Here is a 22,603-nt window from a genome sequence, read left to right as displayed (position 1 = left end):
GAGGCGCGTCCCTGTGACATCCGTTTCGGGTCAAGAGTCCGCGGCCTGGGAGCTGTTGCTGCCGACCGCGTCCGCCCCCGCCCGCAGCCGGGGACGCAGCCTTCAGTCGGCGCTGCGCGAGGCGGTCAGGTCCGGTCGGCTCGCCGCGGGGACACGGCTGCCGTCGAGCCGTGAGCTCGCCGCCGATCTGGGCGTCTCCCGGGGGCTCGTGACCGAGACGTACGAGCAGTTGACGGCCGAGGGCTATCTGCGCAGCGATCGCGGCGCGGGCACCTGGGTCGGCGGTGCGGCGCGGAAGGCCGCACCGGGCGCACGCGACCTGGCGCCGCGTGCCGTCCACGCGCGCGTGGACTTCATCGCGGGGACCCCCGACCTGTCCCTGTTCCCGCGCGCCGCGTGGGCGGCCGCGCACCGCGGCGTCCTCGCCGAACTCCCCCACCACATGCTCGGGTACCCGGACCCGCGCGGCCTGCCCCGGCTGCGTACGGCCCTCGCCGAACTGCTCGTACGCCGCCGGGGTGTGGTCGCGGACCCGGAGACGATCGTCGTCTGCTCCGGGGTGGCGCAGGCCATGGCGCTGGTCGGCTTCGCGCTCCACGCCCGAGGGGTGCGCGCCATCGGGGTCGAGGACCCTGGAAGCCCGCAGCACGACGAGCTGTTCGCCTCGGCGGACGTCGCGACGGTGCCGGTGCCCCTCGACGACGAGGGCGTCGTCACCGGCGCGCTGAGTCAGCGGGGTCTGCGCGCGGTCGTCACCACGCCCTCCCACCAGTTCCCCCTGGGCATCGGCTACTCGGCACGCCGGCGCACCGAACTCCTCGACTGGGCACGGTCCGTGGACGGGCTGATCATCGAGGACGATTACGACGGGGACTTCCGCTACGACCGGGCCCCGGTGGGCGCGCTCCAGGGGCTCGACCCCGAGCACGTCGCGTACACGGGCTCGGTCAGCAAGTCGCTCGCTCCGGGGCTTCGCCTCGGCTGGCTGCTCGTGCCGGGGTCGCTGGCCGACGAGGTCGTCGCCCGCAAACGCATGATGGACCTGGGCAATCCGGTGCTCGACCAGGCGCTGCTCGCGCGCTTCGTCGAGCGCGGGGACTACGACCGTCAGCTGCGCCGCTGTCAGCGTGCCTACCGCGAGCGCAGGGACGCACTCGTCGCGGCGCTCGGCACGTACTTTCCCGGTGCGGAGGTGACCGGCATCGCGGCCGGACTGCACGTCATCGCCCGGCTGCCCGAACGCCCGGGATCGCAGGGGGACTTCCTGCGGCGGGCGTCGGCCGCCGGGGTCGGGGTGCGTCCGCTGAGCGACTACGGCTCCGCGGCGGGCTCAGGGGTGCGGCTCGTGCTCGGCTACGCCCACCTCACTCCCGACCGCATCACCGAGGGCGTGCGACTCCTCGCGGAGGGGGACCGCGGGCGGGGTGACGCCGCTGCGACGCTCCGGTGACAGCAGCTCATTAGGGTCGGCCGGGCCCGGTGACCGCGAGCGGGACGCACGCGGTGCCGGAGGTGTCCGGGGGGCAGACCTGTGGCCGAGGCCGAAGTCATCATCCAGCTCCGCACCCCACCGCGCCCCGCGACGGCGGGCATCGCGGAACTCCCGGACGTCCGGAGCCTTCTGGAGCGGCGGTTCGGCGTCAGTGCCGAGGCGTTGCACCCCGGCGCCGACGACCCGGCCCTCGTCGGATGGCACCGGGTCGCCGTCCCCGTCGGCGTGGACGCGGAGGCCGTCGCCACGGCCCTGCGCGGCCACCCGGCAGTCGAGGCCGCCTATGTGAAACCACCGGCGGACCTTCCGTAACGTGGTGAAGGAGTCAGCTGTGCCACAGCGATCAGGTGCGGGGAACAGCCGGGGGAACAGCCGCCCGGCTCCAGGAATCGAGCCACTCTTCGGACGCGCCGAGCTGGTGTGCGTCACGCGCGCCGACGCCGGCGTACGCATCACCCCGACCGGCGCCACCGCCGCGGCGGACATCTCCGTGAGCGGACTCGACGCCGTGGCGGCCCAGGAGGACGTCACCATCAAGCCGTTGTTCGGCGCCGGCCAGGAGAGGCTGCGCGCCCAGGCGAGGACTCAGGCGGGGGCCACGGCGGACGGCCCCGGCGGCGGAGACGACGACGCCACGCTGGAGATCCTCGACCGGATGGCGCTCTTCTTCCATGTCGAGGCCCCGGCCGACCAGTTGGACGCGCTGGCCGAGCGGCTGCGCGCGTCGGACGCCGTCGAGGGCGCCTACGTCAAACCCGCCGCCGCGCTCGCCGTACCCAGGGTCGTACCGAAGGAGGAGAGCGAGGAGGCCGAGCAGCCGCCGCTCAACGACATGCAGCCGACGGGCGCCGACGCACCGCCCGTGACCCCGGACTTCACCGCACGCCAGGGTTATCTCGACGCGGCGCCGGGCGGCGTCGACGCCCGCTACGCGTGGACCCTGCCGGGCGGGCGCGGCGCCGGTGTGCGGGTGATCGACTGCGAGTGGGGCTGGCGGTTCACCCACGAGGACCTACGGCTCAACCAGGGCGGCATCGTCTCGGGCACCGGGAGCACGGACACCGATCACGGCACCGCGGTGCTCGGCGAGATCGGCGGCGACGTCAACGCGTTCGGGATCACCGGGATCGCGCCGGACGCGGTCACCAGCGCGTCCGCGTTCTCCATCCCCACGGCCACGGCGATCAGGAACGCGGCCGACCGCCTCGGCCCCGGCGACATCATCCTGCTGGAGATCCACCGCGCGGGGCCGCACGCGACCGGCGTGGGCCAGGTCGGATACATCGCCGTCGAGTGGTGGCCCGACGACTATCTGGCCATCCGCTACGCCGTCAACAAGGGCATCACCGTCGTCGAGGCCGCGGGCAACGGCGCCGAGGACCTGGACCACGCCGACTACGACACGCCGAGGGCAGGCTTCCCCGCCTGGTGGCGCAACCCCTTCCGGCGCACCGCGCTCGACGCCGGGGCCGTGATCGTCGGTGCCGGTGCGCCGCCGCCGGGCACTCACGGCCGCCAGCACGGCCCGGACCGCTCCCGGCTCGACTTCTCCAACTACGGGGCCTGCGTGGACGCCCAGGGCTGGGGGCGCGAGGTGACCACCACCGGGTACGGCGACCTTCAGGCGGGCGCGAACCAGGACTTCTGGTACACGGACCAGTTCAGCGGTACGTCCAGTGCCTCGCCGATCGTGGTGGGCGCGCTGGCGAGCACGCAGGGTGTCCTGCGCGCGAACCGCCGTATCCCGCTGTCGCCCTCGCGGGCCCGGCAGCTGCTGCGCGCCACCGGTTCGCCGCAGCAGGACGCGCCGGGCCGACCGGCGACCCAGCGCATCGGCAGGCGGCCCGACCTGCGCCAGCTCATCCCGGCGGCTCTCCAGACGAGCAGCTGGGTCGGCGTCCAGTTCCGGGGTTCCCTCGCCGGGAACCGCACCGGGCGCTGGTTCACCTTCAACTGGCCCGCCCACTGGCATGTGGTGTGGACGGTCGTCCCGACGAGTCCGCGCCCCGGCGCCCCGCAGATCCGCTGGCGGGTCCGGGTCGAGCGGGCCAACGACACCTACGCGACGTACTGGATCGACGTGACGAACCTCGTGGCCGACCAGGTCGACTTCGAGGCCCGGTTCGCGGTTCTCGGATGGTGAGAGGAAAACAACGATGCGAGTAGGCACACAGTTCACCGGAACACTCAACCCCGGGCAGACCGGGCGGTGGTTCACCTTCGGCTGGCCGCAGGACTGGCACGTCGTCTGGTATTTCATGCCGACGACACCGCAGACGGGCAGCCCGCAGATCGAGTGGGAGACCGAGGTCGAGCGGGCCTCGGCGACGGCGGTCACGTACTGGCTGACGGTGAAGAACATCGGCAGCACCCAGATGAACTTCGAAGGCCGGTACGCGGTTCTCAACTAGGCGGGGGAACAGCCATGAAGGTGCACATCACGATCGCGGAGGACGCGGGAGCGGCTCCGGGGGCCGGGGCGGCGCAGCAGTTCTCCGTGGCGCGGGACGGGACCCGGGCCGTCGATGCCGGACCCGCCGCTGCCGGGTCGGAGCCGACGCGCCCGGAAGGGTCCCCCACGGACGGGGGCGAGGCCCCGGGCCATCTCGCCGAACTCGTCCGGCGCGCCGACGCAGGGGAAGTGGCCCGCCCCGGCGATGAGCCGCGGGAGGACTTCCAGTCCTCGGGTGGCCTGTCGATGGACGCCGGGAGCGCGGGACCGGCTCCGGGCTGAGCAGTCAGCGGTGGGCGGGGCCTGCACGCGTCGCGTGACGGTCCCGCTCACCGTTTCAGGCGGTAGGCCTCAGGAGTTGGCCCACGCGCGCGTGCAGAGCACCAGGCGGTAGCCGTCCGGGTCCTCGACAGTGACGCCCCACTCGTTCCAGTACGGATTGGGCGACTTCACGCGCGTGCCGCCGTGCGCCTCCAGGCGGGCCACCAGGTCGTCGGGGACGGGCTCGTCGAGGTATATGACGAGGAGATCTTCCTCCGTGGGGCGGGGCTCGACCGGCTTGTCGGCCTCGTGGACGAGTTCGAGATGCCAGGAGCCGTCCGGCCATCCGGCCATGAGCAGATCGTGCTCCCCGGGAGCGCCGCCACCCTCCGCACGCCATACGACGTCCAGGCCGAGGCCCGTCACCCAGAACCGCTCGGCCGCCGCGAGGTCGCGGGACGGGCGGGCTATACGGATGTGACTCCGGCCGTTGACCGGCATGGGCTCCCCCTTCGGACGGGCGCGCTCGGCCGCGCACCCCTGCCGCAGAGCGTAGACAGCGAACGATCTTCCGGCATCGGGCGTCCGGCCCGGTCTGCTGCGACCCGAGACCTGCGACCTGCGACCTGCGACCGGGGATGTGGGCGACGTGGCGGCCGACACGGTTTTTCGCACACCGGTTCCCTTGCCCCATGGGCAGTTGTTCACTTGTGGTTTGCGTGTGCGCCGCCGCGCACCGCTAGTTGTGGCCCTGCACACTGGTCGGACCTGTCACTGGAGGCGCATTCATGTCACACCCTCAGCCGAGCCCGTCCCCGCGCCGCCGCAGTGTGCTGCGCGGCTCGCTCGCCGTGCCGGCGGCGCTGGCCGTGCCGTCCCTCGCCGGGGCCGCTCCGGCGTTCGCCCGGTCAGGACGTCCGCGGGCCGAGTGGGGTGTGCAGGCCGGTGACGTGACGGCGCACGCGGGCCTGGTGTGGGTGCGTTCCGACCGTCCGGCCCGCATGATCGTGGAGACATCCGCGACGGAGTCCTTCCGTAACCCCACCCGGTGGAACGGTCCGGTGCTGGGCCCGGACACCGACTTCACCGGGACGACGCGGCTGCACGGGCTTCCCGCGGGCGAGCAGATCCACTACCGCATGGTCCTGGCCGACCCCGACGACCCCAGACGTACGGGAGAGCCCGTCACCGGAACGTTCCGTACGACTCCGAAGGGACGCAAGGAGGGGGTGCGCTTCCTGTGGTCGGGGGACATCGCGGGCCAGGGGTGGGGCATCAACCCGGACCGCGGCGGCTGGCGCGTCTTCGACGAGATGCGCCGCAGGGACCCGGACTTCTTCCTGTGCAGCGGCGACAACATCTACGCCGACGGGCCCATCCTGCCGAGCGTCACGCTGCCCGACGGCAGCGTGTGGCGGAACGTGACCACGGAGGAGAAGTCGAAGGTCGCCGAGTCGCTCGCGGAGTTCCGCGGTGCCTTCCGCTACAACCTGCTCGACGAGAACGTGCGGCGCTTCAACGCGCAGGTGCCCTCGATCGTCCAGTGGGACGACCACGAGGTGCGCAACAACTGGTACCCGGGCCAGATCCTGACCGATCCCCGCTACACCGAGAAGAACGTGGACGTCCTCGCCGAGCGTTCCCTGCGGGCGTTCAGCGAGTACTACCCCATCTCCACGTTCCCGCCGGGCGACGAGGACGGCCGGGTGTACCGCGTGCTGCGGCACGGCCCGCTCCTCGACGTGTTCGTCCTGGACATGCGCTCCTACCGCAACGCCAACTCGCCCGGCAGGCAGCCCGACGACACCATTGGCATCCTGGGCGCCCGGCAACTGCAGTGGCTGAAGCGGGAGTTGTCGCGCTCGCGAGCCACCTGGAAGGTCATCGCGTCCGACATGCCGCTGGGCCTCGTCGTGCCGGACGGCTCGGCGAACTTCGAGGCGGTGGCGCAAGGTGACCCCGGCGCGCCGCTCGGCCGCGAGCTGCAGATCGCCGAGCTGCTGCGGCACATCAAGCACCGCAAGATCACCGGAACGCTGTGGCTGACGGCCGACGTGCACTACACGTCCGCGCAGCACTACGACCCCTCGCGTGCGGCGTTCAAGGACTTCGCGCCGTTCTGGGAGTTCGTGTCGGGGCCGCTGGCCGCCGGCGGGTTCCAGGCCCTCAAACTCGACGGGACGTTCGGCGCCGAGCAGCGCTTCGTCAAGGCCCCGAACCGCGCCAACACCTCGCCCGCCGAGACCCCGCAGTACTTCGGCGAGGTCGACATCGACGGCGGCAGCGGAGAACTGACCGTGCGGCTGCGCCAGGAGGACGGCACGGTGCTGTTCGCCAAGGCTCTGACGCCGGGCCGGGTGGGGCAGCAGTGATTGCGCCCCCGAACAGGCAGCGGGATGTCACGTCCGGACGCCATGAAAGACCAAAGATGAACTAAACGGGCAGAAGGTGTCTTAACTCATCAGTCACAAAACGTTCGTGATCACGCAACACCCTTCCTCCACAGTGACTGTATGAGTGCTGACATGTCTGATGTGACGAACATGCTCGGGCACGGGCCCGACGCCCCCGCCCTGCTGGTGATCTCGGCCGTGGCGCTGCTCGCCACGGTCGGGTTCCACACATGGTGGGCACGCCGCCACAACCACGCGCCCCCGACGCCGGACGATACCGGCGCCCGGCCGCAGACCGCCGGGCCGCGCACCGCCGGGCAGCAGAACGCCGGGCAGCAGACCGCGGAGGCGACGACGCTGTGGCGGATGCGCACCACGGTGCGGGACGAGCCGGGCTCGCTCGCCGCCCTGTGCACGGTCCTGGCCCGCGGCAAGGTCGACATCCTGAGCCTCCAGGCGCACCCGCTGGCCGAAGGCACCGTCGACGAGTTCCTGCTGCGCGCCCCCGCCGACCTGCCCGCGGCCGACATCACCCGGGACGTCGCGCACGCGGGCGGCTCGGGCACCTGGATCGAGCGGGCGGACGCCCACGACCTGGTGGACGCCCCCACCCGCATCCTGGGCCTTGCCACCCGCACCGCCCTGGACGCCGCGGAACTCCCGCTCGCGCTGCGCCAGTTGCTGGGCCGCTGCACCATCCGGTCGCTGCCCGCGAAGACACAGGGTGCCGCGTCGGGGCCGCGGGCGGACAAGGCGGCCGACGGCGCTCCCGTCGAGGGCGGGCTCGAAGGCGAAGGCACGGTGCTCCGGCTGCGGGCCCCCGACGGCGAAGTGATCACCGTGGAGCGGCCGTATCTGCCGTTCACGCCCACCGAGTTCGCCCGCGCCCGTGCCCTGGTCGAGCTCGACAACCGGCTCGGCCCGCGCATCCCCCGCAGCCAGGACGTCCTCACCCTCGCCGAGGGCAACTCCATCACCGTCCGCCGGGCCGACACCGCCGATGTCGACGCGGCCAGGGCCATGCACGACCGCTGCTCGCAGCGCACCCTCGGCATGCGCTACCACGGGCCCGTGCGGGACGCCGACCGCTATCTCAACCACCTGCTGAGCCCGCGGTTCGGCCGCACCCTGGCGGTGCGTACGGCGTCCGGGCGCATCGTCGGCATCGGCCACCTGCTCTGGGACGGCGACGAGACCGAGGTCGCGCTGCTCGTCGAGGACGACTGGCAGCGCCGGGGCATCGGCACCGAGCTGCTCGGCCGCCTCGTGTCGATGGCGGTCGAGGCGGGCTGCGAGAGCGTGTACGCGGTGACGCAGGCGTCCAACACGGGCATGGTCGCCGCGATGCGCGGCCTCGGGCTTCCTCTCGACTACCAGATCGAGGAGGGCACGCTGGTCATCACCGCACGCCTGGACGCTACGCCGGTGAGTTCGCGACTGCCGTACGACCGGCCGCGGGGGCGGGCGCAGCGGCACTGACCCGGGGCTCCACGGCCGCCGCGCGGGTGCCCGACGGCAGGGACCCGAGGGCGTGGTCGAGGTCCTGCCACAGGTCCTCGACGTCCTCGAGACCGGCCGAGAGGCGCAGCAGCTTGTCGCTCACGCCCGCCGACCGCCGGTCCGCCGGGTCGACGACGCGGTGGCTGATGGACGCCGGATGCTGGATGAGCGTGTCGACGCTGCCGAGGCTGACCGCCGGGGTGATCAATCGCACCCCGGCGGTCACCTCGTGCGGGTCGCCGACGACCTCGAAGGCGACCATGGCGCCACCCAGCCGCGGATAGTGCACGCGGCTCACCCGCGGGTCGGCGGCCAGGCGCCGCGCGAGCTCCGCCGCGTTCGCGGAGGCGGCACGTACCCGCACCGGCAGCGTGGAAAGGCCCCGCAGCAGCAGATAGCCGGCGAGCGGATGCAGCACCCCGCCGGTGGCGAACCTGACCTGCCGCAGCTGCCGCGCGAACTCCTCGTCGCACGCGACCACTCCGCCCAGGACGTCGCCGTGGCCGCCCAGGTACTTGGTGGCGCTGTGCAGCACGAGCCGCGCGCCGCTCTCGACAGGGCGTTGCAGGACGGGCGTCGCGAAGGTGTTGTCGGCGAGCAGCGGTACCGTCCCGCAGGCGTGGGCCACCGCGCGCAGATCGAGTTCGGCGAGGGTCGGGTTGGCGGGCGACTCGACGAGGACCAGGCCCGTGTCGGGGCGGATGGCGTCGGCGATCCCCGCGGGGTCGACCCAGGTCACCTCGGAGCCGAGGAGCCCCGCCGTGAGGAGGTGGTCACTGCATCCGTACAGCGGGCGGACCGCGACGACATGACGCAGTCCCGCCGCTCCTCGTACGAGCAGGACCGCCGTCAGCGCCGCCATGCCGCTCGCGAACGCGACGGCGCTCTCCGTTCCTTCGAGCCGGGCCAGAGCCGTCTCGAAGCGGGCGACGGTCGGGTTCGCGAGGCGGGCGTAGACCGGCGGCCCGTCGTCCAGGGCTCCGTCGGCGGCGAAGGCGTCGATGCGCGCCGCCTCGCCCCGGGTGTCGTACGAGGGGTAGGTGGTGGACAGGTCGATCGGTGCGGCGTGCAGACCGAGTCCGGCGAGGTCGTCGCGTCCGGCGTGCACGGCCTCGGTGGCGAGGGCGCGGTGTGCGGGCGCCGCCGGGGTCCGGGCGGGGTGGCCGGATCCGGTGCGGGGTTCCGTGTTCGTGTCCATGCCGGACAGCCTGAACAAAGACCGGTGCCCGGTAGTTGAACCCCGTGTTACGTTCGGCAAGTGGCTGATTCTGTCGTACTCGACCCGGTGGATCTCCGCATCCTGCGGCTGTTGCAGAACGATGCCCGGATCACCTACCGCGATCTCGCGGCCCAGGTGGGTGTCGCGCCGTCGACCTGCCTCGACCGTATCTCCCGGCTGCGCCGCTCCGGTGTGATCCTCGGACACCAGCTGCGCCTCGATCCTGCGAAGCTCGGGCGCGGCCTTGAGGCGTTGCTGTCCGTGCAGGTCAGGCCGCACCGGCGGGAGCTGGTGGGGCCGTTCGTCGAGCGGATCAGGGCGTTGCCGGAGTCCCGGTCGGTGTTTCATCTCGCGGGGCCCGACGACTATCTGGTGCATGTGGCGGTGGCCGACACGGCGGATCTCCAGCGGCTCGTCCTCGACGAGTTCACGGCGCGGCGCGAAGTGGCACGCGTGGAGACGCGGTTGATCTTCCAGCAGTGGGAGTGCGGCCCGCTCCTTCCGCCGGGCCCGGGAGCCGATGAGCAAGGGGCGAGCTCCGGCCAATCGTGATGACGCGGGCGCGTCCCGCGTACGAGGATGGCCGCATGTCAGACACGAAGATCCCGCACACGAGCGAGAACGGGAGCGGGAGCCCGCTGCCGCGCCAGGTCGCCGACGCCTACGTCGACGAGCTCATCGCCCTCGATCCCATCAACGGCACGTACCTCGGTGTCAAGGCGAGCCACAGCAAGCTCCCGGACACCTCACCGGCGGGCCAGGACGCGGTCGCGGAACTTGCCCGCACGACGCTCGCCCGGCTCGACGAAGCGGAGTCCGCGCCAGGCGCCGACAGCGACGCCGAACGCCGGTGCGCCCGGCTGCTGCGTGAGCGGCTCACGGCCGAACTCGCCGTGCACGAGGCCGATGAGGGGCTGCGCGCGGTCGGCAACCTGCATACGATTCCACACGCGGTGCGCGAGATCTTCACCGTGACTCCGATGGAGTCGGACGAGGACTGGGCGGCGATCGCCGAGCGGCTGCGTGCCGTGCCGGCCGCGTACGAGGGGTATCGCGCTTCGCTCGAACTCGGCCTTGAGCGCAAGCTGTTCGCGGCGCCGCGCCCCACCGCCGTGTTCATCGGTCAGCTCGGCGAGTGGGCGGGTCCCGGCGGTGACGGAGGCCGCGGCTGGTTCGAGGAGTTCGCCGCGGAGGGACCGGAGTCGCTCCGGGCCGAGCTCGATGCGGCGGCCCGCGCCGCCACCGCCTCCGTCGTGGCGCTGCGCGACTGGATGCGGGACGTGTACGCGCCCGCGATCGAGGGCGCCCCCGACACGGTGGGCCGCGAGCGCTACGCCCGCTGGTCCCGGTACTTCAACGGCACCGACCTGGACCTCGACGAGGCCTACGCGTACGGCTGGTCCGAATTCCACCGGCTGCTGGGCGAGATGCGCACCGAGGCCGAGAAGATCCTGCCCGGCGCGGCCACGCCGTGGGTGGCGCTCGCCCACCTCGACGAGCACGGCACGCACATCGAGGGCGTCGAGGAGGTGCGGGTCTGGCTCCAGGAGCTGATGGACGAGGCGATCGAGGCACTGGACGGCACACACTTCGAACTCGCCGAGCGGGTACGGAAGGTGGAGTCCCGCATCGCTCCGCCGGGCGGCGCGGCGGCCCCGTACTACACGGGCCCGTCGGAGGACTTCTCGCGCCCGGGGCGGACGTGGCTGCCGACGATGGGCGACACCCGCTTCCCCGTCTACGACCTGGTCTCCACCTGGTACCACGAGGGCGTGCCGGGACATCACCTCCAGCTCGCGCAGTGGGCGCACGTCGCGGAGAGCCTCTCCCGCTACCAGGCGACCATCGGCATCGTCAGCGCCAACGCGGAGGGCTGGGCGCTGTACGCGGAGCGGCTCATGGACGAGCTCGGCTTCCTCAAGGACGCCGAGCGCAGGCTCGGTTATCTGGACGCCCAGATGATGCGGGCGCTGCGCGTGATCGTCGACATCGGCATGCATCTGGAGCTGGAGATCCCGGCGGACTCGCCCTTCCACCCGGGCGAGCGCTGGACTCCCGCTCTGGCGCAGGAGTTCTACGACGCGCACTGCAGCCGTCCCACGGATTACGTGGCGAGCGAGATGACCCGCTACCTCTCCATCCCCGGCCAGGCCATCGGCTACAAGCTGGGCGAGCGGGCGTGGCTCCTCGGCCGCGAGAACGCACGACGGCGGCTCGGCGACGCCTTCGACGCGAAGGCGTGGCACATGGCGGCGCTGTCGCAGGGTTCGCTGGGCCTCGACGACTTGGTGGCCGAGCTGTCAGCCCTCTAGTCGCCGGCCCTCCAGGCACGCGCACACACCCGAGTTGACGCGCGCCGCGCCCCGCCTCTCCCCCTCTCAGCAGCCGCAGTCCGCCGCGTCGGCCGGGGCGGTGAGGGTGTCGGGGGCGCGGCGCTCGTTGCCCTCCCAGGTCTCGAACTCGAAGCCCTCACGGGCCCAGTACTCGAAGCCGCCCAGCATCTCCTTGACCTGGAAGCCGAGTTGGGCGAGGGCGAGAGCCGCGCGGGTGGCGCCGTTGCAGCCGGGGCCCCAGCAGTACGTGACGACCGGGACGGACTTGTCGAGCAGCTGCGCCGCCTGCTCGGGAATGAGGGCGGTGGGGAGGTGGACGGCGCCGGGAATGTGCCCCTGGCCCCAGGACGCGGTCGACCGGGAGTCGACCACGACGAAGCCGGGGTCGCCGCCGGCGGCCAGTGCCGACGCCACGTCGGACACGTCGGCGTGGAAGGCGAGGCTCGCGCCGAAGTAGGCGGCGGCAGCAGCCGGGGAGGCCGGGGCCACCCGCAGGACGGAGTTGGGGGCGCCGACGGCGGTGGCCGCGTCGGTGTGCGCTGTGTTCGTCGTCGTATGCATGGCTAAAAATCTACGGGCGAGCCCGCCGCCCCAGAAGAGCCGATCACCGGCGTACCTCTTGATCGGCCGGGGATTCCCCTGTTACCTCTCAGGTATGACCGGTTATTCCACGGACGCCACCGACTGGCGCATCCTCGACGTCCTCCAGCGTGAGGGCCGCGCCAGCTACGCCGAGCTGGCACGCGCCGTCGCCATGTCCCCGAGCGCAGTCACCGAACGGGTCCGCCGCCTGGAGGAGGCGGGCGTGATCCAGGGGTACGCGGCCGTGGTCGACCCGGAGCGTCTCGGCCTGCCCATCCTGGCGTTCGTGCGCCTGCGCTACCCGAACGGCAACTACAAGCCGTTCCACGACCTGGTCGAAGTGACCCCCGAGATCCTGGAGGCACACCACGTCACCGGCGACGACTGCTTCGTGATCAAGGTGGCGGCGCGCTCCATGGGCCACTTGGAGGAGGTCGCCGGAAAGATCGGCGCACTCGGGTCGGTGACCACCAGCATCGTCTACTCCTCACCTCTACCAAGGCGCCCCCTGGGCCGCTGACCCGCTCGCACCGGCAGCCCCCTTACGCCCTGCCCCGCTGCCGCACCACCGACCCCGCGCGGCCCTTCTCGACCTCCAGCTGCGCGTGCACGCGGCGGCGCAGGTCAGCGACGTGGCTCACGATGCCGACGCTGCGGTCCCGTTCGCGGAGGGAGTCCAGGACGTCCAGGACCTCGTCGAGGGTCTGGTCGTCGAGGCTGCCGAAGCCCTCGTCGATGAAGAGCGTGTCGAGCCTTACGCCCCCCGCCTCGTCGGTGACGACGTCCGCGAGGCCGAGTGCCAGGGCTAGCGAGGCGAAGAAGGTCTCGCCGCCCGAGAGCGTGGACGTGTCACGCTCGCGGCCCGTCCACGCGTCGACCACGTGCAGGCCGAGGCCCGAACGGCCGCGCCCCGTACGGTCGTCGGAGTGGACGAGGGTGTAGCGGCCGGACGACATGCGCCGCAGCCGTGCGGTCGCCGCGGCCGCGACCTGTTCGAGCCGGGCCGCGAGGACGTAGGACTCCAGGCGCATCTTGCGTTCGTTGTCCGCCGACGTGCCGGCGGCGAGACCCGCGAGGCGCGCCACGCGGTCGTACTCGGCGCGCAGCGGCGCGAGGCGCCGGGCGCCGGCGGCCGACCGTGCGGAGAGCCGGTCGAGTTCGGCGCACCGCCGCGTGGCCGCGTCGAGCGCGGACGCGCTCGCGCGGACCCGTCGGTCGGCCCGCTCGGCGGCTTCCTGGGCGGCCGGGAGGTCGGCCTGCGGCTGCTGGGCCGCGACCGCGGCGTCGGGCTCGGCCAGGAGGGAACGCACCGCCGCCTCTTCGTTCCGCCATGCGTCGATACGGTGCTGGAGCTCGCGGTGGCGCGCGTCGTCGAGCAGGGCGTCGGCGGCTGCCCCCGGCGTGTCGAACCCGGCGCGGAAGGCAGCGTCGGCGAGTCGCGCGTCGGCGTCCTTGAGCCGCTGGGCGGTGTCGTCGGCGACGCGTGCGGCTTCCGACGCCTCGGTCAGGAGCGCGGCCTGCCGCTCCAGTTGGGATGCTCGGGCCGCGACGCTCTCGCTTGCTCCTCGCGCACGCGTCAACTCGACGTCCAGGACCGCCTGTTCGCGGTCGAGGCCGTCCCGCAAGGTGGTGCGGGACGCTGCCCGGACGGCGGCCTCCTGCTGCACGGCGACCCTGCGGTCGTGTTCACGATCGGCCTGAGCGAGGGCTTCCCGGGCAGCGTGCAACCCGGATGCCCGACTGCGCGCCTCGGCGTGTGCACCTCGCAACTCATCGACCAGGGAGGTTAGTTGCTCGACCGATGGTCCTTGGGGGGCGGCGTCCGGCTCCTCGGCGCCCGAGGAATCGCCGGACGACCCCAGCGCCGCCGCGCCGGCCGCCGCCAGCGATTCCCGTACCTCGCCGAGATGCCGTTCCTCCTGCGCGCGCAGCTCCTCCGCCCGCCGGTAATCGGTGAGCGCCGACTCCTCCGTGGCGCGGTCGACGTGGCCCGCCGACTTCGGCGCGGGCGCGGGGTGTTCGGTGGCTCCGCAGACCGCGCAGGGTGCACCGTCGGACAGGCCCGCGGCCAGTTCCGCCGCGATCCCGGTGAGGCGCTGCTCCTTCAGGGTGAGCCAGCGTTCGTGTACTTCGGTGGCACGCTCACGGGCCGCGAGGGCACGTTCGTACGCGGCGGCAGCCTCCTGGGTCAGGCGGTCGCGGCGCCGGGCCGCGTCCAACCTACGCTGCGTGGGCTCCAGTTGGCCTGCCAGCTGCTCGGCGCGGGTGGCCGCGTCCTGGGCGGACTCGATGCGCTCCTGGAGTGCGGTGCGCGTCGCGTCCCAGCCGTCGAGCCAGCCCGCCGCGTCGCGAAGCAGCTCGTCATCGGCCCGCTCCTCGCGCTCCAAGGAGGCGCGCTCCGTGACGAGTTCGGCGAGGCGGCGCTCGGCGCGCCGGGCGGATTCGAGGCCGCCGAGTTCCTCCGCGGCCTTGCGCGCGGCGGCGGCGAGCCCCGAGGCGCCGGAGTCGGCGAACGAGGCGGGGAGCCGCCCACGCGCACGTGTCTCCTCGGCGGTCGCGCGGCGGTGCTCCTCCTCGGTGGCCCGGCGCAGTCCCAGGGCGGGGGCCACCGTCTCGGCCTTGCGGGCGCGCTCCATCCGCGTCTGCAACCGCCGGTGCTCATCGGCGCGCCCCTGAAGGACGCCGGCCCGCTCCTGCGCCTGCGCGAACCGCCTCTGCAGCCGGTCGAGTTCGCGTACGTCGTCCAGTCGGCGCCCGGCGGCGGCCTGCGCGGACTCGGCCGCCGTGAGGGCGCACCCTGCGATCGTGCGCCGTTCGCGGGCGTTGGTCCTGGCGACGGCGGCCCAGGCAAGGACGGCCCCGGCGAGCCCCGGATCGCCGGGCGACAGGCCGGGCAGCGGCGACCCCGCATCCTCCAGGTCCTCCAAGTCCTCCAGGTCGCTCCCGGCGGCCTGCTGCATCCGGTGCGCGTCGGCGAGGAGCTCCCCGTCACCCTCCCGCACCGCGCCCTCGGCGTCGCGCCGCTGCTCGGCGAGCCGCTGCTCGACCGCGGCGAACCTGCGCGTGTCGAAGAGCCGCCCGAGCAGCTTGCCGCGGGCCTCCGCGTCGGCCCGCAGGAAGCGCGCGAAGTCACCCTGGGGCAACAGCACCACCTGGCAGAACTGCTCCTTGCTCATACCGAGCAGCTGCGTGATCTCCTCGCCGATCTCCTGGTGGGAGCGGCTGAGGTCCTTCCACTCGGCGCCGCCGTCGGCAGCGGCGTCGTACTCCCGCAGCCAGCTCTGCGCCTTCTCCGTCGTCGTGCCGGTGCCGCGCTTCTTCGGGCGCTCCCACGGCGGCTGCCGGGTGACCTCCAACCGGCGTTCGGCGACGGTGAGTTCGAGGCACACCTCGGTCCGCACGCCGGGCCCCGCGTGATCGCTGCGCAGCGTCACTCCCTGGCCGCTGCCCTGCCGGGGCCCCGGCACCGAGCCGTACAGGCCGTAGCAGACGGCGTCCAGGACGGACGTCTTGCCCGCGCCGGTCGGTCCGTGCAGCAGAAAGAGCCCGGCGGCGGAGAGGTCGTCGAAGTCGATGTCCTGGGTGGTTCCGAAGGGGCCGAACGCGGTGATCCTCAGCCGGTGCAGCCTCATCGGGCCACCTCGCGCACCGTGTCGTCGGCGCGGACGGTGTCGAACGCCGCACGCAGCACCGCCTGTTCGCGCACATCGGGACCCGCGCCCCGCACATGGGTCACGAAGTCCTCCGCGATCTGCTGGTCACTGCGGCCCTTCAGACGCTGGGCGTACGAGACGTCCGGGTCCTCGGGGGTGCGCTCCGGGTCGAAGACGAGGCTGAGGGTGTGCGGGAAGCGCTCGCAGAGGCGGGCCATGGGGTCGTCGGGGCGCACCGGGTCGGTGAGCGTCGCCTCGACCCAGGCCTCCTCGTGCCGTGCGAGCTCCGGGTCGGCGAGCAGCGTCTCGATGTCGCCGCGGATGCGGGCGAGCGGCCGCGGCACCGGGCAGTCGATCCGCTCGGCCCCGATCTCCCCGGCGGCGCCGATGTCGACGAGCCACATGCTCTTGCGGTGCGTGGACTCGGAGAACGAGTACGGCAGCGGGGAGCCCGAGTAGCGCACACGCTCGCTGATGGCCTGGCTGCCGTGCAGATGGCCGAGCGCCACATAGTCGACGCCGTCGAAGACGCCCGAGGGCACGGCGGCCACCCCGCCGACGGTGATGTCCCGCTCGCTGTCGCTGGCCTCGCCACCGGTGACGAAGGCGTGGGCGAGGACGACGGAGCGGGTGCCCGGCGTCCGGTCGGCCAGGTCGGCGCGCACCCGGTCCATGGCGGCGCCGAGCACCGCCTCGTGTCCCGCCCGCTCCACGCCGAACTCGCCCTTGACCAGGGCCGGTTCGAGATAGGGCAGGCCGTAGAACGCCACGTCCCCGTGGCCGTCGGCCAGGACCACCGGGTCGGCGCAGGCGGCGGGCGCGGTGCGCAGGTGGATGCCCGCGCGGCCGATGAGTCCGGCTCCGACACCGAGGCGGCGCGCCGAGTCGTGGTTGCCGGAGATCATCACCGTCGGGACGCCGAGGTCCGCGAGCCGGTGCAGCGCGTCGTCGAAGAGCTCCACGGCGGCGAGCGGCGGCACCGCCCTGTCATACACGTCCCCGGACACGACGACGGCGTCCACCTCGCGCTCACGCGCGGTGGCGACGAGGTGGCCGACGAAGTCGGCCTGGGCTCCGAGCATGTTCACGCGGTGGAACGCCCGGCCCAGATGCCAGTCGGACGTGTGCAGAATTCTCAAGACGCCGCTCCGGCCCGCATGCTCGCTCTCCCCTCCAGTGCCCCGGATCCCGCACCGCCCCAGCACGGGCCTCGCCGACAGCACCCACCACGCTAGCGCCTGTCGGCCCCTGCTCGATCACGAACCTCAATCTGTCACCGGGGCGGACGGCGGCTGAGGGGACTCCGGTGCGGGCGACTGCTCCTGCTCGGGCTCCGTGGAAGGCGCCTGCGGCGCGGACGACTCGGGCGGTGATGAGGGCTCGCCCGAGGAGGGAGAGTCAGCGGGGGACGGGGACGAGGGGGACGCCGATGACGGCGAATCCGACGGCGAGATGGACGTGGACGGGGACGGGGACGGCAGGTTCGCGGGCGGCGGCGTCCTCGTGTCGCCCGCGCCTGTGTCGCCCTTGTCACGTTCGAACCAGTCGCCGCTCTTCGGGTCGTACATGACGAAGGTGTTCACGACCTCGGTGGCCGGTGCGACGACCACGACGTTCGAGGACTTGTAGCCGGGCCACGCGTCGCCCGTCGGCTTCGGGGTGCTCTTCTGCGCCACGGGCGGCAGCAGCGGATTGCCGCAGGCGCAGCGCACGCGCGGCACGCCGCGGTCGTCGACGAGCACGGCGGTGCCGGCCTGAAGGACGGCTTGGTAAGCGGTGGCCGCGCCGTCGCGGTAGCCGTGGTTGGTGACGCGGGTGTCCAGGCGCAGCTGTACGGGGGTGAGTGCGCGCAGGTACGAAGGGACCGCGGAGGCGTCGATGCCGAGTACGGATGCGAAGGCCTTGTTCTTCGCCGGGTCCCTCTTGAGGGCGGCGACCTGCTTCTCCACGTCGCAGCTGCCCACCTTGCGTGTCCCGCCGTAGAGGCCGGGGGCCGCGCCGTCGACGCCGCGTGTCACGTTGGCCGACGCCGATGAGCTCGGCAGGGCGCTCGGTGATGCGGGCGTGGCGTCGTCCCGGGCCGTCGACTCGGTGAAGGGGTCGGGGCCCTGCTTGCCCGCGGGCTGGAGGGCGACCTCGCCGCCGGATTTCGAGGTGCCGTCGGGCCGGGTGAGGACGACCGTCAGCGCCACGGCGGCCACGATCACCAGGGAGATGGCCGCCACGCGCGGCGCCGACTTCCACCAGGGGCGGTCCGGCTCGGGACCCTTGCCGGGGCCCGGTTCAGGGCTCGCCCCGCCGGGCGGACCGGGGCGGTCGGGCGGGCCGGGTGGACCGGGTGGCCCACTCGGCGGACCCGAAGCGCGGTCCCCGCCGGGCGGTGGCGTCGAACCGGCCTGGGTCGCGCCGGGCTGCGAAGGGCCCGAGAGGGGGCCGGACGGGGGTCCTGTGGGGCGTCCTGACGACGGCGGTTCGGCGCTCACGAGCACTTCTTCCCTGCCTGGGTGACCACTGCGTAGGTGACCACTGCGTACGGTTTCTTCCGTTACGCGCCCATTGTGTGGCCCTCTCGCGTGTCCCGCTTCCCGGGAGCGCGCCGTCTTCCCGGGGACGCACAACCTTCCCGGGAGCGCGCAGGCTTCCCACGAGTGCGCGAGCTCCCCGGGAGCCCCGAGCCGACGCGGTCGGCCCTCCCGAGGGGCGGAGCGCCGCCGCGCTGCTTAGCGTGACAACGTGAGCGACCAGAAACCGCCCGGTCGGGCGCCCCACGGCTGGATCCACGCCTTGCTCGCCGTGCTCGCCGCACTGGTGGCCATGGCCGTCGTCGCCGCGCTCGGCCTGTGGGCCGCCGGGGCCGCGGACCTGCCGGGCGGCGCGTTCCCCAGCGTCGTCGCGGCCGTCGTGGTGATGGCGGTCGGCGGCTCCGTGGGGCTCTCCGGCGACGCCGGGGCGATCGCCGAAACGAACGCGGGGCTCTCCGTGCTCCCCCTCTCGGTCACCCTCGCCGGAGCTCTGGTGGTCGCCGCCGGATTCCTCAGGCCGCTGCGGCACCGGGCCGTCGCCGACACCAGGGAACTGGCCGGCTGGGCAGGGCGGTTCGCTGCGCTGTGGGTGCTGCTGCTCATCGGCCTCGGTCTGCTGGCCCGCCATCGGTTCACGATCTCGCTCGGGGAAGGGACCGCGTCCGACATCGGTGACGTCCTGGGGGCGACGCCCAAGGTCGGTTTCGAGACCGACGTGCCCCTGACCATCCTCTTCGGGCTGCTGTGGCTGGCGGGTGTCATCGCCGTGGCGCTGCTGGTCTCGCGCGGGGCCCCGCTGCCGGGCCGCCTGGTGCGCTTCCAGGAGTCGGTGCGTCCGGCGGCCCACGCCATGGTGGTTCTGCTGCTCGCGTACGTCGCGCTGGGGTTCGTCATCGGCGTGGTCGTGGCGGTGACCAAGGGGCATGCGGCCCAGACGCTCGCGGTGCTGCTGCTCGGGCTGCCCAACCTCGTCTGGCTCGCCTTCACCATCGGGCTCGGCGCGTCCTGGGAGGGACGCGTGGACGGGCCGTTCGGCCTGCCCATGCCGAAGGTCCTCGACGACGTACTGCGCACCCCGGAGGACTCCACGCTCAGCCTGCGGACGCTCTCCGACTACGACGGCCGGGTGTGGTGGCTGCTCGTCGTGGCGGCGGTCCTGGTCCTGGGGGCCGCGTTCCTGATGGCGGCTCGCTCACCGGCCCGGATGCGGGCCTGGCAGCACGCCGTACACATGGCGGTGGCGCTGACCCTCACCGTGCTCGCCGTCTGTCTGCTCGCTCGCCTCTCCGCCCATTACGGCCTTTCGCTCCTGGGCATCGGGGACCTGGGCGGCGGCCTGTCCGGCCTGGTGAAGCTGCATCCGCACCTGGGGATGGCGCTGATCCTCGCCGTGGCCTGGGGTCTGGTGGCCGGCTTCATCGGCGGCTTGCTCGCGCGTCCGGTCCACCGGCGCGGTGAGGTGCGGCAGGACAGTTCCTCACCGTCCTAGCCCCCTCCTGCTCCCTCCTGGCCCCCTCCTAGCCGCCGGAAGACCGGCCGCGCCCAGGCCGGCGGCTCCGGAGGCGCCCCCGGGTCCGCGGGAGCGCCCGCTACCTGCAGGTCCACCCGCGTGGGGGTGTGCCCCTCCGCGCTTCCCGTGGCCGCTGCGCGCAGTGCGGCCACGAATTCGAGGCAGGAGCCGTACCGTTCCTCGGGGCGCTTGGCCAGCGCCTTCGCGAGCACTCCGTCGAGGGCGGCGGGAGCCTCGGGGCGTTTCTCCGTCAGCGGGGGCGGCTGGTCGTACTGGTGGGCCCAGAGCAGCGCCATGTCGTCGTCGCGCTGGAAGGGCGGCCCGCCCGCCATGGTCTCGTGGACGACGCAGGCGAGGCTGTAGACGTCGCACCGGCCGTCCACGGGGCGGCCCGAGATCTGCTCGGGCGCCACGTAGTCGAGGGTCCCGACGAACTGGCCCACCGTCGTGAAGCCGGTCAGCGACAGCGATTTCTTCGTCAGACCGAAGTCCGTGAGGTAGACGTGCTCCGGGTGGTCGCTGTCGGTGCCCTTGGCCACGAGGATGTTGCCGGGTTTGACGTCGCGGTGGACCAGGCCGTGGTCGTGGGCGGCGTCGAGCGCGGAGGCGACCTGGGCGGCGATGCGGAGGGCGGCGCCCACGGGGAGCGGGCCCGATTCGTCGAGCAGGTGACGCAGGTCGAGCCCGGGGACGTACCGCATGGCGATGTAGAGCACGCCGTCCGTCTCGCCCGCCTCGAAGACCGGCACGATGTGCGGGTGCTCGATCGCGGCGGCGACGCGTGACTCGTGCGTGAAGCGCTGCCGGAAGGTGTCGTTGCGTGCGAGCTCGGGGGCGAGCAGCTTCAGGGCGACGGTCCGGTCGAGCCGCAGGTCCTTGGCGCGGTAGACGACCGCCATGCCGCCACGCCCGATCTCGCTCTCGACGCGATACCCCGCGATCTGCGCCCCCACCAGCTCGGAGGGCCGCCCCGCATGACTGGACCCCGCCACCCCCATCACGACCCCCGCCCCGAAGCGCCGGCCCCGCGATCACCCGTGACGGGCGGGATACGCCGGGTGGCTTCTTCGGCGTACGAAGCGGGGGCGGGGGAGTCTTCGCGGTCGGGGGCTTCCCCCCGCCCCGCGCCGACCCCGCCCCCAACTTCGACAACCTGTGTCGCCTCAGGCCCACTCGCCGCGCCCCGAGAACCCGCACCGCTGCCGCCACTCACGCCCCCCACCCAACGCGCGAGCTCCTCATCCCCCGCAACTTGGTCAGCTTCCACCACCTGCGTCGGCTCGGGACCCCTCACAGCACCCCCCGAATCCGCCCCGCCACCGCCGCCCATCTCCCGCACCCGCCGAGTGGACTCCTCACCGCCCTCAACCTGGGCCTGGGCTGCCTCGACCACCTGCGTCGGCTCGGCTGGACTCGCCACGTGACCAGAATCCGGATGGCCGCTGCTCGCGTCCTGCACCCAGCGGGCAGGCTCGTCACCACCGCCTGCCTGCACCTGGGCAGCTCCCACCACCCGCGTCGGCTCAGGACCACTCACAGCACCCCCCGAACCCGCCCCGCCACCGCCCGCCCCGACCACCCGCGTCGGCGCGGCCGGACTCGACGCGCCCCCGGAACCCGTATCGCTGCCGCCACTCACGCCCCTCACCCGGCGGGCGGGTCCCTCACCGCCCCCAGCCTGGGCCTGCGCAGCCTCGCCCACCTTCGGCTCGGGCGGACCCGTAACGCTGCCGCCGCCCCCGACCTGGGCAGCTTCCACCACCTGCGTCGGCGCGGCCGGACTCGACGCGCCCCCAGAATCCATATCGCCGCCGCCACTCACGCCCCTCACCCGGCGGGCGGGTCCCACACCGCCCCCAGCCTGGACCTGGGCAGCCTCGCCCACCTTCGGCTCGGGCGGACCCGTAACGCTGCCGCCGCCCCCGACCTGGGCAGCTTCCACCACCTGCGTCGGCTCCGCGGGCCCCGTCCCGTCGGCCGGTCCGCTGCTCGCAGGGGTGGCACCGCCCACCACCTGCGTCGGCTCCGGGCCCCCCGCGCCCGCGGCCGGCCCGCTGCTCGCGGGGGCGGAGGAGGGGGCGCCCGTCGCCTGCGGCGGGCCCGGGGGCGCGGTCCCGCCCTCGGCGCTCGGGCCCTCCCCCGCCGCGTACGCGCTCAGGCGGGTTCCGTCGCAGTGGACCCAGCGCTCGTGGTCGGCGTCGTACAGCCACATCGACTCGCCGTCCACGACCACGCCGACCCGCTGTCCGCGCGTCCGGCTGCGGAAGGTCTCGCCGTCGAGAGCGCCGGACGCCAGTTCCTCGGTCGCCCGGCGGTAGCTGCTCAGTGCCTCCTCGGTTCTCGCCAGGAGCGGGGCCGGGTCCGCCGTGCGGGTCAAAGGGTGCCCTGCGGCCGGTGGGTCGGCGGGTACGGCGATCAGGAGGCGGCCGTCGACCCAGGCCGACCAGTCGTTCGCGCAGACGACGCGGGCCCAGTCGCCGAGCCGGTCGACCAGTTGCACCGGCAGCAGCGCGTCCAGCGGCGCCGTCGGGCGGTTCACGTCCGGCGCCTCCCAGGCGGGCAGCCCGTCCCGGGGGACGACATGCGTGGGGCGGAAGTCCGCCGCAGTGGTCATCTCGTCTCTCCCGATCTTCTGCTTCAGATCCGCTGCCTTCTGCTCCTGGTCCTCCATGCCCTCCGCCCGCCA

The 22,603-nt window shown here is 73.2% G+C and carries 19 protein-coding genes; 11 read left to right on the top strand and 8 right to left on the bottom strand.

Annotated features, from left to right (window positions below; genetic code table 11):
* Positions 1–13: 13 nt before the first annotated feature.
* The 5 genes from ACIBCK_RS06845 (at position 14) to ACIBCK_RS06825 (ending at position 4,226) form a co-directional block, all read left to right on the top strand.
* On the top strand, positions 14–1,450 hold the full coding sequence (locus ACIBCK_RS06845) for a PLP-dependent aminotransferase family protein (RefSeq protein ID WP_399387441.1): 1,437 nt from the start codon (positions 14–16) through the stop codon (positions 1,448–1,450).
* 81 nt (positions 1,451–1,531) lie between these two features.
* Positions 1,532–1,804 carry a hypothetical protein gene (locus tag ACIBCK_RS06840; RefSeq protein WP_399387439.1) on the top strand — a complete coding sequence of 91 codons (273 nt, stop codon included), beginning with the start codon at positions 1,532–1,534 and terminating at the stop codon, positions 1,802–1,804.
* Positions 1,805–1,823: 19 nt separating this feature from the next.
* Positions 1,824–3,635: a S8 family peptidase gene (locus ACIBCK_RS06835; RefSeq protein ID WP_399387437.1), complete on the top strand. Its 1,812-nt coding sequence runs from the start codon at positions 1,824–1,826 to the stop codon at positions 3,633–3,635.
* A 13-nt stretch (positions 3,636–3,648) separates the two neighbouring features.
* Positions 3,649–3,903: a hypothetical protein gene (locus ACIBCK_RS06830; RefSeq protein WP_160503574.1), complete on the top strand. Its 255-nt coding sequence runs from the start codon at positions 3,649–3,651 to the stop codon at positions 3,901–3,903.
* 14 nt (positions 3,904–3,917) lie between these two features.
* Entirely contained in the window at positions 3,918–4,226 is a 309-nt protein-coding gene (locus ACIBCK_RS06825; protein ID WP_399387435.1) for a hypothetical protein, read from the top strand.
* A gap of 69 nt (positions 4,227–4,295) precedes the next feature.
* On the opposite strand, the gene ACIBCK_RS06820 is transcribed toward ACIBCK_RS06825, so the two are convergent.
* Positions 4,296–4,706 (bottom strand): VOC family protein, encoded by a 411-nt coding sequence (locus ACIBCK_RS06820; RefSeq protein ID WP_399387434.1) that lies wholly within the window; start codon positions 4,704–4,706, stop codon positions 4,296–4,298.
* A 287-nt stretch (positions 4,707–4,993) separates the two neighbouring features.
* On the opposite strand from ACIBCK_RS06820, the gene ACIBCK_RS06815 reads away from it, so the two are divergent.
* Together ACIBCK_RS06815 and ACIBCK_RS06810 are read left to right on the top strand one after the other, a co-directional pair.
* Positions 4,994–6,577, top strand: a complete 1,584-nt coding sequence (locus ACIBCK_RS06815) for an alkaline phosphatase D family protein (protein ID WP_399387432.1) — start codon at positions 4,994–4,996, stop codon at positions 6,575–6,577.
* 153 nt (positions 6,578–6,730) lie between these two features.
* Positions 6,731–8,077, top strand: coding sequence for a GNAT family N-acetyltransferase (locus tag ACIBCK_RS06810; RefSeq protein ID WP_399387431.1), 1,347 nt, complete (start codon positions 6,731–6,733; stop codon positions 8,075–8,077).
* Here ACIBCK_RS06810 and ACIBCK_RS06805 read toward each other — a convergent pair.
* Entirely contained in the window at positions 8,016–9,296 is a 1,281-nt protein-coding gene (locus tag ACIBCK_RS06805) for a trans-sulfuration enzyme family protein (RefSeq protein WP_399387429.1), read from the bottom strand. The genes ACIBCK_RS06810 and ACIBCK_RS06805 overlap by 62 nt on opposite strands.
* 60 nt (positions 9,297–9,356) lie before the next feature.
* On the opposite strand from ACIBCK_RS06805, the gene ACIBCK_RS06800 reads away from it, so the two are divergent.
* Together ACIBCK_RS06800 and ACIBCK_RS06795 are read left to right on the top strand one after the other, a co-directional pair.
* Positions 9,357–9,869, top strand: coding sequence for an Lrp/AsnC family transcriptional regulator (locus ACIBCK_RS06800; RefSeq protein WP_399387428.1), 513 nt, complete (start codon positions 9,357–9,359; stop codon positions 9,867–9,869).
* Between the two features lie 35 nt (positions 9,870–9,904).
* Positions 9,905–11,629: a DUF885 domain-containing protein gene (locus ACIBCK_RS06795; RefSeq protein WP_399387426.1), complete on the top strand. Its 1,725-nt coding sequence runs from the start codon at positions 9,905–9,907 to the stop codon at positions 11,627–11,629.
* Between the two features lie 66 nt (positions 11,630–11,695).
* Here ACIBCK_RS06795 and ACIBCK_RS06790 read toward each other — a convergent pair whose 3' ends face one another.
* Complete coding sequence (locus ACIBCK_RS06790; RefSeq protein ID WP_399387424.1) at positions 11,696–12,211, bottom strand: rhodanese-like domain-containing protein; 516 nt, start codon at positions 12,209–12,211, stop codon at positions 11,696–11,698.
* 94 nt (positions 12,212–12,305) lie between these two features.
* On the opposite strand from ACIBCK_RS06790, the gene ACIBCK_RS06785 reads away from it, so the two are divergent.
* Positions 12,306–12,752, top strand: a complete 447-nt coding sequence (locus ACIBCK_RS06785; protein WP_363206589.1) for an Lrp/AsnC family transcriptional regulator — start codon at positions 12,306–12,308, stop codon at positions 12,750–12,752.
* Positions 12,753–12,774: 22 nt separating this feature from the next.
* On the opposite strand, the gene ACIBCK_RS06780 is transcribed toward ACIBCK_RS06785, so the two are convergent.
* The 3 genes from ACIBCK_RS06780 to ACIBCK_RS06770 form a co-directional block, all read right to left on the bottom strand.
* A complete protein-coding gene (locus ACIBCK_RS06780) occupies positions 12,775–15,864 on the bottom strand; it encodes an AAA family ATPase (protein ID WP_399387421.1) in 3,090 nt (1,029 codons plus the stop codon).
* Entirely contained in the window at positions 15,861–17,024 is a 1,164-nt protein-coding gene (locus tag ACIBCK_RS06775) for an exonuclease SbcCD subunit D (RefSeq protein ID WP_399387420.1), read from the bottom strand. Before ACIBCK_RS06775 ends, ACIBCK_RS06780 begins: the two co-directional genes overlap by 4 nt.
* A gap of 126 nt (positions 17,025–17,150) precedes the next feature.
* Entirely contained in the window at positions 17,151–18,368 is a 1,218-nt protein-coding gene (locus ACIBCK_RS06770) for a DUF6777 domain-containing protein (RefSeq protein ID WP_399387418.1), read from the bottom strand.
* 250 nt (positions 18,369–18,618) lie between these two features.
* Here ACIBCK_RS06770 and ACIBCK_RS06765 point away from each other — a divergent pair, with 250 nt between their 5' ends.
* The gene (locus ACIBCK_RS06765) at positions 18,619–19,896 is read left to right on the top strand and encodes a streptophobe family protein (RefSeq protein ID WP_399387416.1); all 1,278 of its coding nucleotides are present in this window, start codon (positions 18,619–18,621) and stop codon (positions 19,894–19,896) included.
* Here ACIBCK_RS06765 and ACIBCK_RS06760 read toward each other — a convergent pair.
* Complete coding sequence (locus tag ACIBCK_RS06760) at positions 19,893–20,915, bottom strand: serine/threonine-protein kinase (protein WP_399387415.1); 1,023 nt, start codon at positions 20,913–20,915, stop codon at positions 19,893–19,895. The genes ACIBCK_RS06765 and ACIBCK_RS06760 overlap by 4 nt on opposite strands.
* A complete protein-coding gene (locus ACIBCK_RS06755) occupies positions 20,915–22,588 on the bottom strand; it encodes a hypothetical protein (RefSeq protein ID WP_399387413.1) in 1,674 nt (557 codons plus the stop codon). The genes ACIBCK_RS06760 and ACIBCK_RS06755 overlap by 1 nt, the downstream gene beginning before the upstream one ends.
* Positions 22,589–22,603 lie beyond the last annotated feature (15 nt).

Source organism: Streptomyces sp. NPDC051218 (genome assembly GCF_044455475.1).
Lineage (GTDB): Bacteria > Actinomycetota > Actinomycetes > Streptomycetales > Streptomycetaceae > Streptomyces.
This window is presented reverse-complemented; position numbering and strand designations above follow the sequence as displayed.

Bases quoted from the DNA above. Each gene is read 5' to 3' on its own strand.
- ACIBCK_RS06805 (WP_399387429.1), bottom strand. From the start codon at position 9,296: ATGGACACGAACACGGAACCCCGCACCGGATCCGGCCACCCCGCCCGG.
- ACIBCK_RS06760 (WP_399387415.1), bottom strand. From the start codon at position 20,915: ATGGGGGTGGCGGGGTCCAGTCATGCGGGGCGGCCCTCCGAGCTGGTG.
- ACIBCK_RS06780 (WP_399387421.1), bottom strand. From the start codon at position 15,864: ATGAGGCTGCACCGGCTGAGGATCACCGCGTTCGGCCCCTTCGGAACC.
- ACIBCK_RS06785 (WP_363206589.1), top strand. From the start codon at position 12,306: ATGACCGGTTATTCCACGGACGCCACCGACTGGCGCATCCTCGACGTC.
- ACIBCK_RS06810 (WP_399387431.1), top strand. From the start codon at position 6,731: ATGTCTGATGTGACGAACATGCTCGGGCACGGGCCCGACGCCCCCGCC.
- ACIBCK_RS06795 (WP_399387426.1), top strand. From the start codon at position 9,905: ATGTCAGACACGAAGATCCCGCACACGAGCGAGAACGGGAGCGGGAGC.
- ACIBCK_RS06790 (WP_399387424.1), bottom strand. From the start codon at position 12,211: ATGCATACGACGACGAACACAGCGCACACCGACGCGGCCACCGCCGTC.
- ACIBCK_RS06815 (WP_399387432.1), top strand. From the start codon at position 4,994: ATGTCACACCCTCAGCCGAGCCCGTCCCCGCGCCGCCGCAGTGTGCTG.
- ACIBCK_RS06825 (WP_399387435.1), top strand. From the start codon at position 3,918: ATGAAGGTGCACATCACGATCGCGGAGGACGCGGGAGCGGCTCCGGGG.
- ACIBCK_RS06755 (WP_399387413.1), bottom strand. From the start codon at position 22,588: ATGGAGGACCAGGAGCAGAAGGCAGCGGATCTGAAGCAGAAGATCGGG.
- ACIBCK_RS06820 (WP_399387434.1), bottom strand. From the start codon at position 4,706: ATGCCGGTCAACGGCCGGAGTCACATCCGTATAGCCCGCCCGTCCCGC.
- ACIBCK_RS06830 (WP_160503574.1), top strand. From the start codon at position 3,649: ATGCGAGTAGGCACACAGTTCACCGGAACACTCAACCCCGGGCAGACC.